Annotated in this window: 14 protein-coding genes; 6 read left to right on the forward strand and 8 right to left on the reverse strand. The window is 57.0% G+C overall.

The genetic code is table 11. From position 1 onward, the window contains the following. Window positions 1-57: 57 nt before the first annotated feature. The 3 genes from AM329_RS10220 to hutI are packed head-to-tail and all read right to left on the reverse strand — an operon-like array spanning window position 58 to window position 2,970. Window positions 58-792 (reverse strand): histidine utilization repressor, encoded by a 735-nt coding sequence (locus AM329_RS10220; protein ID WP_003858534.1) that lies wholly within the window; start codon window positions 790-792, stop codon window positions 58-60. A 19-nt stretch (window positions 793-811) separates the two neighbouring features. Beyond that, window positions 812-1,750 carry a formimidoylglutamase gene (hutG, locus tag AM329_RS10225; protein WP_003858535.1) on the reverse strand — a complete coding sequence of 313 codons (939 nt, stop codon included), beginning with the start codon at window positions 1,748-1,750 and terminating at the stop codon, window positions 812-814. After that, window positions 1,747-2,970 carry an imidazolonepropionase gene (gene hutI / locus AM329_RS10230; protein ID WP_032608889.1) on the reverse strand — a complete coding sequence of 408 codons (1,224 nt, stop codon included), beginning with the start codon at window positions 2,968-2,970 and terminating at the stop codon, window positions 1,747-1,749. The genes hutG and hutI overlap by 4 nt, the downstream gene beginning before the upstream one ends. 223 nt (window positions 2,971-3,193) lie before the next feature. On the opposite strand from hutI, the gene AM329_RS10235 reads away from it, so the two are divergent. Further along, window positions 3,194-4,477 (forward strand): putative acyl-CoA thioester hydrolase, encoded by a 1,284-nt coding sequence (locus tag AM329_RS10235; protein ID WP_032608888.1) that lies wholly within the window; start codon window positions 3,194-3,196, stop codon window positions 4,475-4,477. A gap of 102 nt (window positions 4,478-4,579) precedes the next feature. On the opposite strand, the gene pgl is transcribed toward AM329_RS10235, so the two are convergent. Beyond that, entirely contained in the window at window positions 4,580-5,575 is a 996-nt protein-coding gene (gene pgl / locus AM329_RS10240; RefSeq protein ID WP_003858538.1) for a 6-phosphogluconolactonase, read from the reverse strand. A 119-nt stretch (window positions 5,576-5,694) separates the two neighbouring features. Between pgl and AM329_RS10245 the strand changes: the two genes are divergently transcribed. Then, window positions 5,695-6,513, forward strand: coding sequence for a pyridoxal phosphatase (locus AM329_RS10245; RefSeq protein ID WP_003858539.1), 819 nt, complete (start codon window positions 5,695-5,697; stop codon window positions 6,511-6,513). On the opposite strand, the gene modC is transcribed toward AM329_RS10245, so the two are convergent. From modC to AM329_RS10265, 4 genes are all read right to left on the reverse strand, one after another. Next, complete coding sequence (gene modC / locus AM329_RS10250; RefSeq protein ID WP_023303318.1) at window positions 6,514-7,572, reverse strand: molybdenum ABC transporter ATP-binding protein ModC; 1,059 nt, start codon at window positions 7,570-7,572, stop codon at window positions 6,514-6,516. Further along, window positions 7,572-8,264: a molybdate ABC transporter permease subunit gene (modB, locus tag AM329_RS10255; protein ID WP_003858545.1), complete on the reverse strand. Its 693-nt coding sequence runs from the start codon at window positions 8,262-8,264 to the stop codon at window positions 7,572-7,574. The genes modC and modB overlap by 1 nt, the downstream gene beginning before the upstream one ends. Further along, complete coding sequence (modA, locus tag AM329_RS10260; RefSeq protein WP_032608887.1) at window positions 8,261-9,037, reverse strand: molybdate ABC transporter substrate-binding protein; 777 nt, start codon at window positions 9,035-9,037, stop codon at window positions 8,261-8,263. Before modA ends, modB begins: the two co-directional genes overlap by 4 nt. Window positions 9,038-9,215: 178 nt before the next feature. Next, the gene (locus tag AM329_RS10265) at window positions 9,216-9,368 is read right to left on the reverse strand and encodes an AcrZ family multidrug efflux pump-associated protein (protein ID WP_003858549.1); all 153 of its coding nucleotides are present in this window, start codon (window positions 9,366-9,368) and stop codon (window positions 9,216-9,218) included. 127 nt (window positions 9,369-9,495) lie between these two features. On the opposite strand from AM329_RS10265, the gene modE reads away from it, so the two are divergent. The 4 genes from modE to galT all read left to right on the forward strand — a co-directional run bounded on the left by modE (window position 9,496) and on the right by galT (window position 14,098). After that, window positions 9,496-10,284, forward strand: coding sequence for a molybdenum-dependent transcriptional regulator (modE, locus tag AM329_RS10270; protein ID WP_032608886.1), 789 nt, complete (start codon window positions 9,496-9,498; stop codon window positions 10,282-10,284). A gap of 67 nt (window positions 10,285-10,351) precedes the next feature. Further along, window positions 10,352-11,824, forward strand: coding sequence for a molybdate ABC transporter ATP-binding protein ModF (gene modF / locus AM329_RS10275; RefSeq protein ID WP_032608884.1), 1,473 nt, complete (start codon window positions 10,352-10,354; stop codon window positions 11,822-11,824). A 201-nt stretch (window positions 11,825-12,025) separates the two neighbouring features. Beyond that, entirely contained in the window at window positions 12,026-13,042 is a 1,017-nt protein-coding gene (galE, locus tag AM329_RS10280; RefSeq protein ID WP_003858554.1) for a UDP-glucose 4-epimerase GalE, read from the forward strand. A 9-nt stretch (window positions 13,043-13,051) separates the two neighbouring features. Beyond that, entirely contained in the window at window positions 13,052-14,098 is a 1,047-nt protein-coding gene (gene galT, locus AM329_RS10285) for a galactose-1-phosphate uridylyltransferase (RefSeq protein WP_022650627.1), read from the forward strand. The last annotated feature ends 2 nt before the right edge of the window (window positions 14,099-14,100 follow it).

Consider the following 14,100-nt stretch of genomic DNA (forward strand, 5'->3'; position numbering starts at 1 on the left):
ATTTAACAAAAAAGATACAATTTTGCTATATTGCGTTAGCGATCACGCTTATAAAACTTATGACATAAAGTGGCCCTGCAACCGGTAGCGATTTCCCGGGAACAGCAGCTTCGCATGCGACACAATTTGCGAGGACGACCAGGTACGACGGCGGATCAGCAGGCAGGGATCGTGCTCTTTAATACGCAACAGCTCGCATTCCTGCGGCGTGGCGCGCACGGCTTCCACGATATGCTCCCCTTCCGTCAGCGGGGCGACGAGCGAGAGATACGCATGCGGTGTGGTTTGGGTGTAATCCTGATTCAGATAGTCCGGTATCCGCTCCGCGTTGACGCAGCGATCTTCAATCTGGACCGGAATGTCGTTCTCATAGTGCACCATCACCGAATGGAAAATCCGGGTGCCCTCGGTAACGTTCAGCTCGATGGCCTGTTCGGCGCTGGCCTGCGTCTCTTCAAGCACCAGCACCTCGCAGTGGTGCTGATGGTTGCGGGCGGCAATTTCATCGGCAATGCTGCGGATTTCAAACAGCGCCGACTGTCCTTTTGGCTCCGCCACAAATGTCCCGACCCCTTGCAGGCGCACCAGTAACCCTTCATCGGTCAGCTCCCGCAGCGCCCGGTTAATGGTCATTCGACTAAAGCCAAACTGCGCGACCAGTTCGGCTTCGGACGGAATGCGGTCATGCGGGCGCCAGACGCCGGCTGCGATTTTTTCGCTGATCGCCTGCTTCACCTTTTCGTAAAAAGGCGCGGGAGGGCTCGGCTGCGGCAGGGGCGAGCGTGAAAACATCATGACTCCTTGAATGTTGTTATGCCCACCAGTGAGCAATTTGCCAGGCCAGTCGGGCGGCAAGCTTCGCCCCCTGACCGTCCCGATCGTAGTGCGGATTAAATTCCACCAGATCCGCCGCCTGTAGTTTACCGCTTCGGCAGATACGCTCAATCACCGGGAACAGATCCAGCGCCGGGATCCCCAACGCCGCAGGGGCGGACACGGCGGGCATTTCTGCGGCAGGCAGCACATCGAGGTCAACGGTGAGATAAACCCGGTCTGCCTGCGTAAGCACGCTATCCAGCGCGGATAGCGCATCCCGGCGAAAATCGAGATCTTCAACCAGCGTCACGTTCAACCGCTCAGCTTCCTCCCACAGCGCCTGAGTATTCGCCGCACGGCTTACCCCCAGGCAGGCGTAGTGAAACACCCGAGACTGAGACGCGCAGTAGTGCGCCAGCTGGCGGAACGGCGTGCCGGACGTTGCCCGTTCAGCCTTGCGTAAATCGAGGTGCGCATCCAGGTTGATCACCGCAATGCGATCGTTCGGAAAGGCGTCCAGCACGCCGCGTCCGTGCGCCCAGGCGGTTTCATGTCCACCGCCGAAAACCAGAGTACGCATCCCGGATTGCTGGCACGCGGTTATGGCCTCGCTCAGCGCCTGCTGTGCCGCCTCCAGCGCGTGTCCTTCAACATAAACAGAACCCATATCCACGAGGCGCGCATGCCCCTGATGGCTCGCCATATTCGCCAGCGCGCCGCGCAACACATCGGGCGCCTGTGCAGCACCGGGCCTGCCCTGGTTACGCTTAACCCCTTCATCACATTCAAAGCCCAGCAGGGCAATGCCTGACGGCACGGGAGAAAAGTGTTCGCGCTGCTGTATGGTCTGGAAGAGACGTTTCGCGGTGCTGGACTCGGCGCTGTCGTCACGCCCCTGCCAGACCTGCGGGGAGACGGGATGCCACAGTTTCATGCTACCTGCCCCCGAAACACGCGTTGATGCAAAGGATTCCGCCCCGGCTCGTAAACCATCTCAACCGGATGATTCGCCTCCCAGACGACGAAATCAGCCACATAACCGGGCTTTAACTGCCCGTGCGTCGCAGCACGTCCTAGCGCCTGCGCCGCATGCCGCGTCACGCCAGCCCAGGCCTCTTCCGGCGTGAGGCCAAACTGGACGCAGGCCATGTTCATTGCCAGATGCAGGCTGGCAAACGGACTGGTGCCCGGGTTGTAGTCGGTAGCCACCGCCATCGGCACACCCTGCTCTCTGAGCTGCGCCACCGGTGGACGCTGGCGCTCCTGAAGAAAATAGAACGCGCCGGGGAGCAATACCGCCACCGTGCCGCTTTGCGCCATCGCCTGAATACCTGCATCATCGAGATACTCAATATGATCGGCCGACAGCCCTTTATACTGGCTGACCAGCGCTGCGCCGCCAAGATTCGACAGTTGTTCTACATGCCCTTTTACCGGGACCCCGAGCGCGGCGGCGGCCCGGAACAGGCGCTCGGTTTGCGCCGGGGTAAAGCCGACGTTTTCACAAAACACGTCCACCGCTTCAAATAACTCTTTTTGCCACAGCGTGGGCATGATCTGCTCACAGACCAGCGCCAGATAGGCATCCGGATCCTGTCGGTACTCGGCAGGAACGGCATGCGCGGCCAGCAGCGTCGGGCTGATATCGACCAGATTATTCAGGCTGAGCTGGCGGGCAACCAGCAGCATTTTCTCTTCGGCTTCGGCATTCAGACCGTATCCTGATTTGATTTCAACGGTCGTTACGCCTTCATTCATCAGCCGCTGGAGTCGCTGCTGCGCCACCGTCAGGAGCGTTTCCGGCGAACTGTTGCGGGTGGCCGTGACCGTGGCGTTAATTCCGCCGCCCTGCGCGCTAATGGTCTGATATGACACGCCGTTAAGCCGTTGCTCCCATTCCGCTGCACGATCGCCGCCGAACACCAGGTGGGTGTGGCAATCGATCAGGCCGGGAGTAACCAGACGCCCGTCGAGATCGACACACTGACGATGCCCGGAGGGGATCTCGGATTCAGGAATAATGGCCAGAATCGTCTGGCCGCGCACAACGAGGGCATGTTGTTCTCTCAGGCCGTAGGGTTCCGCCTCGCCTGTCGCCAGGGTTGCCAGTCGCGCATTTCGCCATATAACATCATCGGGATTAAGCTGCTGCATGTGCCTTCCACTTGTCATGGGTTGTATAGACATTTATTTTCATCTGCCGCCTGCTGTCAACCGCATTGGGGGAAAATGTTATTTATTTGTGATGACTTTCCCGTCGCCTGCGGGCAAAAATGCAACTTTTCCGGTTTTTATCTTCCCGTTTCGCTCAACTTAGTATAAAAAAGCAGGCTATTTCGTCTATCCAGATAAGACTTGCATACCCAGGAGCATTACCTTGAATATTTCCAGGATTTCCCGTCTGGCGTTGGCACTCGCCTTTGGCGTGACTTTATCCGCTTGCAGTTCAACACCACCGGATCAGCAACCTTCTGAGCAGGTTGCTCCGGGCACCGCTTCCCGTCCGATCCTGTCAGCGGCTGAAGCGAAGAACTTCACCCGTGCGCACTATTTCTCGGCGATGGATCCCAATGCAGCCCCGTGGACGCCTTCTTCTATTAACCTGCCGAAACAGCCAGACTTCGTTGTCGGCCCGGCCGGGGCGCAGGGCGTTACACACACCTCTATTCAGGCAGCCGTTGATGCCGCAATCACCAAACACAGCGCATCTCGTCAGTACATTGCCATCCTGCCGGGTGAATACGAAGGAACCGTTTATGTTCCGGCGGCACCGGGAAGCATTACACTTTACGGCCTGGGCGAAAAAGCGGTCGACGTAAAGATTGGCCTGGCGATTGATTCAGAGATCGACAGCACCACCTGGCGCCATCTGGTAAACCCGGCCGGTAAATACATGCCAGGTAAACCGGCGTGGTATATGTTTGATAACTGCCAGCGCAAGCGTGCCGCCACCATTGGCGTGATGTGTTCGGCGGTATTCTGGTCACAGAACAGTGGCCTGCAATTGCAGAACCTGACCATTCAGAACACCCTGGGCGACAGCGTTGACGCAGGTAATCATCAGGCCGTGGCGCTGCGTAGCGATGGCGACAAGGTACAGATTAACAACGTCAATATCCTGGGCCGCCAGAACACCTTCTTCGTGACCAACAGCGGCGTGCAGAATACCCTTCAGAACAACCGTCTGACGCGTACTCTGGTCACCAACAGCTACATTGAAGGCGACGTGGATATGGTCTCTGGCCGCGGCGCGGTGGTATTTGATAACACCGACTTCCGCGTGGTGAATTCACGTACGCAGCAGGAAGGTTACGTCTTTGCACCGGCCACGCAGTCTAACCTGTTCTATGGCTTCCTGGCCGTGAATAGCCGCTTTACTGCTGCTGGCGATGGCGTGGCGCAGCTTGGTCGCTCTCTGGACGTGGACTCCGCCACTAACGGCCAGGTCGTGATCCGCGACAGCGTGATTAACGAAGGCTTTAACATGGCGAAACCGTGGGCGGATGCGGCGATCTCGAAACGTCCTTTCTCCGGCAACACCGGCACGGTGGATGATAAAGACAACGTGCAGCGTAACCTGAACGACGCTAACTTCAACCGCATGTGGGAATACAACAACCGCGGTCTGGGTAGCAAAGTGGTTGCTGAGCCGAAGCAGTAAAATGCCTGCTGCCGGGTGGCGGCTGCGCCTTACCCGGCCTGCCACATGCATTAACCGCGCATAAAAAACCTCGCATTTGCGAGGTTTTTTTTCGTCTACGGATCAATGAGCGTTAATCACAACCCACATCGGCCCTTGTCCGACCGCATAGCGTCCTTTCTCTTCCAGTAGACCCTGCACGCCCTGGATTTCATAGAGCGCAATGTGGTGGGATTTCTGCCCCGCCGCAATCAGGTATTTGCCGCTGTGGTCGACATTAAAGCCGCGCGGCTGGGTTTCTGTCGGCTGGAAGCCTTCAACTGCCAGAACGCTGCCGTCTTCGGAGACGCTGAAGACGGTGATCAGACTGGAGGTACGGTCACAGGCATACAGGTGACGGCCATCCGGCGTGATGTGAATGTCTGCCGCCCAGCGTGTGTCAGAGAAATCAGATGGCATCATGTCCAGCGTCTGTACGCACTCGATCTGCCCGTTAGGATCGTTCAGCTCCCACACGTCTACCGAGCTGTTCAGCTCGTTAACGACATAGGCATACTGCTGATTCGGGTGGAAGACCATGTGGCGCGGGCCTGCGCCTTCAACGGTGGTGACTTCCGCCGGGCTCTGCGCGACCAGATGGCCGTCATCGCTCAGGGTAAACAGGCAGATGCGGTCCTGCTTAAGCGCTGGCACCCACAGCGTGCGGTTATCCGGCGAAATGTTGGCGGAGTGGCAACCTTCGAGCCCTTCTACCACGTCGACGGTTTTAACGGGAATACCGTCTTCCAGGCGGGTGACGCTCACGCAGCCTGCATTGTAGGAGCCGCTGAAGATAAAGTTGCCTTTATGGTCAGTGGAAATATGGGTCGGGCTGCCCGGCAGCGGGGCTTCTGCGGTATAGGTCAGCGCGCCGTCATCCGGGGAGATGCGGTATGCCAGTACGCGGAATTCGGGGCGTACGCCGACATAAAGAAAACGTTTATCCGGGCTGACGACCATCGGCTGCACCTGGCCTGGCACATCAACAACCTGAACCAGCGTAAGCGAACCTTCTGTATTCAAACGCCAGACATGGATCTGCTGACTTTCAGGACTGGCGGTATAAACGGTTTGTTTCATGAATACTCCTGATTATTTTTAACGGTGAATGCTGAATTGTAGTCCGGGATTTTGCAGGGTTCCGCTCTCGGTGTACCATCCCGACAGACCTTAAATTCAACATTAACCCGGAAGAAAAAATGACCTCGCGAGTGATTGCCCTGGATTTAGACGGAACACTGCTTACCCCTCAGAAAACCCTGCTCCCCTCTTCTCTTGAGGCCCTCAAGCGAGCCCAGGAAGCGGGGTATCAACTTCTCATCGTAACGGGCCGACATCACGTAGCCATTCATCCTTTTTATCAGGCACTGGGCTTAGATACACCTGCAATTTGTTGTAATGGCACCTATTTGTATGATTATCAGGCAAAAAAGGTTTTAGCCTCCGATCCGCTTCCCGTTACGCAGGCGCTGCAATTGATTGATTTACTGGATGAGCACGCCATTCACGGCCTGATGTATGTGGATAACGCCATGGTGTATGAACGCCCTACCGGCCATGTGATCCGCACCAGCAACTGGGCCCTGTCTCTGCCGGAAGCGCAGCGTCCGGTGTTTACTCAGGTTTCCTCCCTGCGCCAGGCGGCGGAAGACGTCGAAGCAATCTGGAAATTTGCCCTGACCGATGAAGACACCGCCAAACTGAATACCTTCGCAAAACATGTCGAGCATACGCTGGGTCTGGAATGTGAATGGTCCTGGCACGATCAGGTGGATATCGCCCGCAAAGGCAACAGCAAAGGAAGGCGTCTGACTCAGTTCGTTGAATCGCAGGGCGGATCAATGCAGGACGTAATTGCCTTCGGCGATAACTATAACGACATCAGCATGCTGGAAGCGTCCGGAACGGGCGTGGCGATGGGTAATGCCGATGACGCGGTGAAAGCGCGCGCTGACGTGGTGATTGGTGATAACACCACCGACAGCATCGCGCAGTATATCTATACCCACCTGCTGTGATCAGGCGGTTATGGAAACGCTCTTGATTTGCGCGTAAAGCCACAGGCCAGGCTTGATACCCAGCTCATCCCTGGCCCACGGGCTGATGCGCGCCCACAGCGTTCTGCTGCCCACTTCCAGCTGCACTTCCACCTGGCCGTTATCATCAAAACACTGCGCCACTTTTGCGCGCAAAATATTGCGGATACTGGTTTGCAGCGGCGGTTGCAGGACCAATGAGACATCCGACGCCTGAATGCGGATCCGTAACGTGGACTGAATCGGCGTATCGATTTTATTCACCCACAAATGCTGATCGCCCAGCGCCAGCGCGGTCATCGCGTAGTGCGGATGGTGCTCCAGCACGCTCACCTTCAGAATGCTGCTCTGCTGCTCCTTTGGCAGCCATGGATGCATAACGCTGCTGCCCCACACCTCCTCCAGATTGCCGAATGCCTTCACCCTGCCCGCTTCCAGCACCAGCACTTTGTCGGCCAGATGTAAAATCTCATCCAGCGAATGGCTGACGTAGAGCATGGGCACGTTGATTTCCCGCGCCAGACGTTGCAGATACGGCAGCAGCTCGCGCTTGCGCGGAATATCCAGCGAGGCCAGCGGCTCATCCAGCAGCAGCAGTTCCGGCGCGGTTAACAGGGCGCGGCCAATCGCCACACGCTGTTTTTCACCACCCGACAGCGACGACGGCAGACGATCCAGCAGCGGTTCGATGCCCAGCAGCGCCACCAGCTTATCGAACTGTCCGGCCATGCTTTTTGCCATGCCGTAACGCAGGTTCCCGCGAACGCTGTAGTGCGGAAACAGGCGCGCATCCTGAAACACATAGCCGATACGGCGTTTGTCCGGTGACAGGCAGACCTTCTTCTCCGCGTCATTCAAGACGCGGTTATTTAACACAATACGGCCAGACTGGGGACGCGTCAGGCCGCTAATCGCATTAATCAGCGACGTTTTCCCCGCCCCGGACACGCCAAAAATGGCGGTGATACCGCTGGCAGGCAGCGTTTCGTTCAGCGTCAGGGTGTGACTGCCCAGGGTTTGCGTAAAGTTGAGTTCCAGCATCACGATTTCCCCATCCGTTCACGGCTGAGGCGCGCCAGCCATTCAGACACCAGCAGCGAGACCAGGGCGAGTACAATCGAAATAATACACAGCCGGGCCGCCGCACCTTCGCCACCCGGGGTCTGAATCAGGGTATACATGGCCGACGGGATGGTCCGCGTCTCGCCGGGAATGTTGGACACAAAGGTGATGGTCGCGCCAAACTCACCCAACGAACGGGCGAAGGCTAACACCGTACCGACGATAATGCCCGGTAACGTGAGCGGAAGCGTAATGGTCAGGAATACCCGCCAGCGGCCTGCGCCCAGCGTGCGGGCGGCCTGTTCTAACCGGATATCCACCCCTTCCAGCGCCAGGCGGATAGCGCGCACCATCAGCGGGAAGGACATTACTGCCGCGGCCAGAACCGCGCCGCGCCAGCTGAAAGCAAAGGTCAGTCCGAACCAGTCGTACAGCCATTCGCCGATAAAACCGCGTCGCCCCATGGAGATCAGCAGCAGATAGCCGACCACCACAGGCGGTAAGACAAGCGGAAGATGGAGAACACTGTCGAGCAGGGCTTTGCCTGGAAACTTCACGCGAACCAGTAACCAGGCAAAGAACACCCCAAAGGGCAAACTCAGCGCAACCGCCAGGGAAGAGACTTTCAGGCTCAGCAGCACGGCCTGCCATTCAGGTTCGGTCAATATCATTCGTGAGTCGTAAATCCGTAACGTTTAAAGATAGCGGACGATTCAGGCCCCTTCAGGTAGTCAACGAAGGCCGTCACGCTCGCATTTTTATGTCCATCAACTATCGCAACAGGATATTCCACTTTCTTATGCGAGTCTTCCGGGAAGGTGCCCACCACCTTCACACCTTTACTGGCGACGGCATCGGAGCCGTAAACGATCCCGAGTGGCGCTTCGTTACGCTCCACCAGCGCCAGCGCGCCACGCACATCTTCTGCGGGAGCCAGCTTCGGCGATAAGGTTTCCCATGCGCCAAGTTTTTGCAGCGCTTCTTTCGCATAAATCCCGGCAGGAACATGCTCCGGATCGCCCACCGCCAGACGACCACCGTTGAGCAGACGGGTCCAGTCCGTCTGTTTGTTGATGGCGATGTCGCCCTGCTTGCTGTTTGCGGGTGCAACCACCACCAGGCTATTTCCCAGCAGCGTTTCGCGGGTAGCCGTATCAACAGATTTTTTCTCCACCGCGTAATCCATCCATTTCTGATCGGCAGAGATGAACAGATCCGCGGGCGCCCCCGCTTCAATCTGGCGGGCCAGCGTGGACGAGGAGGCAAACGACGAGACCACCTCGACGTTTTTCTCTTTTTTGTATACCGCAGCAATATCCTGCATCGCGTTAGTCAGCGACGCCGCCGCAAAGACCGTGATTTTTCCTTCATCCGCCAGCGCGTGGCCGGTGAGTGAGAGAGTCAGCGTTGCCCCTGCGAAAAGGCGTACCCATGAACGTGCCATTTGAAGCTCCTGTGCGTATCGTTATATACAAATAAATATAACGATATATCGCAGGCGTTCCTAGCGCTAAATCGTACCCATTAATGCGTAAACTCAAGGAACGTTGTAAAAGATATCGGCGGGAGAGAAATAAACTTGAGAGCAAAACGCCCGGGCTGGCCGGGCGTTTTGGAGGAAATCATTGCTGCTTTTTAGGCTGGTCACGACGATGACCAATGTTCGAAAAGACGTTGAACACTTCACCCAGGCCGTAGATGGCACCGAGGATGATAGCCATCACTACTGGCACCATGATTACCGCGAATACCAGACTTTTCAACAACTCTAACATGGTTTTCTCCAGATCTTGTGAACGGCTTATTCTACCCTGAAAAGTAAGAAAAACATCCCCTTTTGTGCGGTGCGCTTTCCGCCCCCGGGCATTTGGGTCACAATAGCCTTTTTGCCGGGACACTGTTATGCAGGCCGAAATTCTCCTCACCCTACGACTTCAGCAGAAGCTTTTCGCCGATCCGCGACGTATCGCCCTGTTAAAACAAATAGAACAAACTGGCTCGATTAGCCAGGGAGCAAAAAACGCCGGCATCAGCTATAAAAGTGCCTGGGATGCGATTAACGACATGAACACCCTGAGTGAACACACGCTGGTTGAGCGCGCCACCGGCGGGAAAGGCGGCGGCGGCGCCGTGTTGACGCGTTACGGGCAACGTCTGATCCAGCTCTACGATTTACTGGCGCAGATCCAGCAAAAAGCATTTGATGTGCTGAGCGATGACGACAACCTGCCGCTGGACAGCCTGCTGGGCGCCATCTCCCGTTTCTCTTTGCAGACCAGCGCCCGTAACCAGTGGTTTGGTACGGTGACGGGGCGCGATCATTCGCAGGTGCAGGAGCATATTGAGATCCTGCTCGCGGACGGCACGACGCGCCTGAAAGCCGCCATCACCGCGCAAAGTGGTCAACGCCTTGGGCTGAACGAAGGTCAGGAGGTGCTGGTATTACTCAAAGCCCCCTGGATCAGCATCACGCTTAACCCTGAGCAGGCCGCAGAGGCCGACAACCAGCTGCGGGGACGCATCAGCCACATCGAGCGCGGCACAGAACAGTGTGAAGTGCTGATGACCCTGCCGGATGGACAGTTGCTCTGCGCCACCGTTCCGGTGAACGACGCGACCGAATTAGACGAAGGTGCTGTGGTGACCGCATATTTCAATGCAGACAGGGTAATTATCGCCACATTGTGCTAAGCGCATTGACAACCCTGCTTACACTGAGTATCCCTGACATCTGTTGCTGCAAAAAATGGGATAACACATGTCATCATTGCATATTTCGCAAGGCACGTTTCGTCTTAGCGATACCCGTACCTTATCGCTGCCAGAGTTAACCCTTCGCGCCGGAGAAAGCTGGGCGTTTGTGGGCTCTAATGGCAGCGGAAAATCCGCGCTGGCCCGCGCTTTGGCTGGCGAAATAACCCAACTGAAGGGTGAACGTCGGTGCACCTTTACCCGGCTGACGCGCCTTTCCTTCGAACAGCTGCAAAAGCTGGTCAGCGATGAGTGGCAGCGTAACAATACCGATTTGCTCAGCCCCGGCGAAGAAGATACCGGCCGCACGACGGCGGAAATTATCCAGGATGAGATAAAAGATCCTGCCCGCTGTCAGCAGCTGGCGGAGCAATTTGGCATTACCGCCCTGCTTAACCGCCGTTTCAAATATCTTTCTACCGGCGAGACGCGCAAAACGCTGCTGTGCCAGGCGCTGATGAGCGAGCCGGAACTCTTGATCCTGGATGAACCGTTTGACGGACTGGATGTGCAGTCCCGCGCACAGCTGGCAGCGTTGCTGGCGTCGCTTAACCAGCAGGGATACACGCTTGTGCTGGTTCTTAACCGCTTTGATGAGATCCCGGATTTCGTACATTATGCAGGCGTGCTGGCGGACTGTAGCCTGACCGAAATCGGCGAGAAGGCCGTCCTGCTCCGTCAGGCGCTCATTGCACAGCTGGCCCACAGCGAGAAACTGGACGGTATTGCCCTGCCGGAGCCGGATGCGCCTTCGGCGCGCCACGGGCTGGATCCTGACCAGCCGCGCATTGTGCTGCGCGATGGGGTGGTTGCTTACGACGATCGCCCTATTCTTAATCACCTCAGCTGGACGGTTAATCCTGGTGAGCACTGGCAGATCGTCGGCCCCAACGGGGCGGGTAAATCCACGCTGCTGAGCCTGATCACCGGGGATCACCCGCAGGGATACAGCAACGATCTCACCCTGTTCGGCCGTCGCCGCGGCAGCGGGGAAACCATCTGGGATATCAAAAAGCACATCGGCTATGTCAGCAGCAGCCTGCATCTGGACTACCGGGTGAGCACCACGGTGCGAAACGTGATCCTCTCTGGCTTCTTCGACTCCATTGGTATTTATCAGGCGGTATCCGACAAGCAGCACAAGCTGGCGCAGCAGTGGCTGGATATTCTGGGTATGGATAACCGGGTCGCCGATGCACCCTTCCACAGCCTGTCGTGGGGGCAGCAGCGGCTGGCATTGATCGTCCGCGCGCTGGTCAAGCACCCTACGCTGCTGATTCTGGATGAACCGTTGCAGGGGCTGGATCCGCTCAACCGTCAGCTGATCCGCCGCTTTGTGGATGTCCTGATTAGCGAAGGTGAAACCCAGCTGCTGTTTGTGTCCCACCATGCTGAAGATGCCCCGTCCTGCATCACCCATCGGCTGGAATTTGTGCCTGACGGCGAGCAATACCGCTACCTGCTGAGCAAAATCGATTAACGCTCGGAGGGCGCTGCCCTCCGCTTTTCAGACAACCTGCAACAATACATCTCTATCTCTTTGATCTACAATGCACTCAGTCTGAGAAAAAGCGCGTGTGAAAACCAGTGTAAACGATACCACTATTTTATCCCATGTCACACTTTTCGCGTCTCTGATATGCTATGGTTAATTCATACCATAAGCCTAATGGAGCGAAATATGCGAGTTCTGGTAACAGGTGGTAGCGGTTACATAGGAAGTCATACCTGTGTGCAACTGCTGCAAAGCGGCCACGATGTTGTCATTCTTGATAACCTGTGCAACAGTAAGCGCAGCGTGCTGCCGGTCATTGAACGCCTTTCGGGTAAACAGCCGACTTTCGTTGAAGGCGATATCCGCAATGAAGCATTGATGACTGAAATCCTTCACGATCACGCGATTGAAACCGTTATCCACTTCGCGGGCCTGAAAGCGGTTGGCGAATCGGTGGCAAAACCGCTTGAGTACTATGACAACAACGTCAACGGTACCCTGCGTCTGATCTCCGCCATGCGTGCGGCCAACGTTAAAAACTTTATCTTCAGCTCTTCCGCAACCGTCTACGGCGATCAGCCAAAAATTCCTTACGTTGAAAGCTTCCCGACCGGTACGCCGCAAAGCCCGTATGGCAAAAGCAAGCTGATGGTAGAGCAGATCCTGACCGACCTGCAAAAAGCCCAGCCTGAGTGGAGCATCGCGTTGCTGCGCTACTTCAACCCGGTCGGCGCGCATCCTTCAGGTGATATGGGCGAAGATCCGCAGGGCATTCCTAACAACCTGATGCCGTATATCGCGCAGGTTGCCGTAGGGCGTCGCGATTCCCTGGCGATTTTTGGTAACGATTATCCCACCGAAGATGGCACCGGCGTGCGCGATTACATTCACGTCATGGATCTGGCCGACGGCCACGTGGCGGCGATGCAGCAACTGGCGGACAAACCGGGCGTGCATATTTACAACCTCGGCGCCGGGATTGGCAGCAGCGTGCTGGATGTGGTGAATGCTTTCAGTAAAGCCTGCGGCAAGCCGGTGAAGTATCACTTCGCTCCCCGCCGTGATGGCGACCTCCCGGCTTACTGGGCCGATGCCACCAAAGCGGATAAAGAGCTCAACTGGCGTGTCACCCGCACGCTCGATGAAATGGCACAGGATACCTGGCACTGGCAATCACGCCATCCGCAGGGCTATCCGGACTAAGGATTTGTCATGACGCAATTCAATCCCGTCGATCACCCGCATCGTCGTTTTAACCCGCTCAGCGGGCAATGGATTTTAGTTTCACCGCATCGCGCCAAGCGCCCCTGGCAGGGGGCGCAAGAGACGCCTGCCAAACAGACGCTGCCGCAGCATGATCCGGACTGTTTCCTCTGCCCGGGCAATACCCGCGTGACGGGCGATAAAAACCCGGACTACAAAGGCACCTTCGTGTTTACTAACGACTTTGCCGCGCTGATGACCGATACGCCGGACGCGCCGGAAAGCCATGACCCGCTGATGCGCTGCGAAAGCGCCCGCGGCACCAGCCGCGTGATCTGCTTCTCGCCCGATCACAGCAAAACGTTGCCGGAGCTGAGCGTGGATGCCCTGAAAGAGGTGGTCAGCACCTGGCAGGTGCAAACCGCGGAGCTGGGCCAGAGCTATCCGTGGGTGCAGGTGTTTGAAAATAAAGGCGCGGCGATGGGCTGCTCCAACCCACATCCGCACGGTCAGATCTGGGCGAACAGCTTCCTGCCGAACGAAGCCGAGCGTGAGGACCGACTGCAAAAAGCGTATTTCACCCAGAACGGTTCGCCTATGCTGGTGGATTACACCCAGCGTGAGCTGGCGGATGGCAGCCGTACCGTGGTGGAAACCGAACACTGGCTTGCGGTAGTCCCTTACTGGGCGGCGTGGCCATTTGAGACGCTGCTGCTGCCGAAAGCCCATGTTCAGCGCATTACCGAACTCAGCGACGCCCAGCGTGACGACCTGGCGCTGGCGCTGAAAAAACTGACCAGCCGCTACGACAACCTCTTCCAGTGCTCCTTCCCCTACTCCATGGGCTGGCACGGCGCGCCGTTTAACGGCGAAGAGAATCAACACTGGCAGTTACATGCACACTTCTACCCGCCGCTGCTGCGCTCAGCAACGGTACGTAAATTCATGGTGGGCTATGAAATGCTGGCGGAAACCCAGCGCGACCTGACGGCGGAACAGGCGGCAGAACGTCTGCGTGCCGTTAGCGACGTCCATTACCGCGAATCAGGAGTCTAAAA

It is taken from the genome of Enterobacter cloacae complex sp. AR_0002 (genome assembly GCF_001922365.1).
Lineage (GTDB): Bacteria > Pseudomonadota > Gammaproteobacteria > Enterobacterales > Enterobacteriaceae > Enterobacter > Enterobacter hormaechei_C.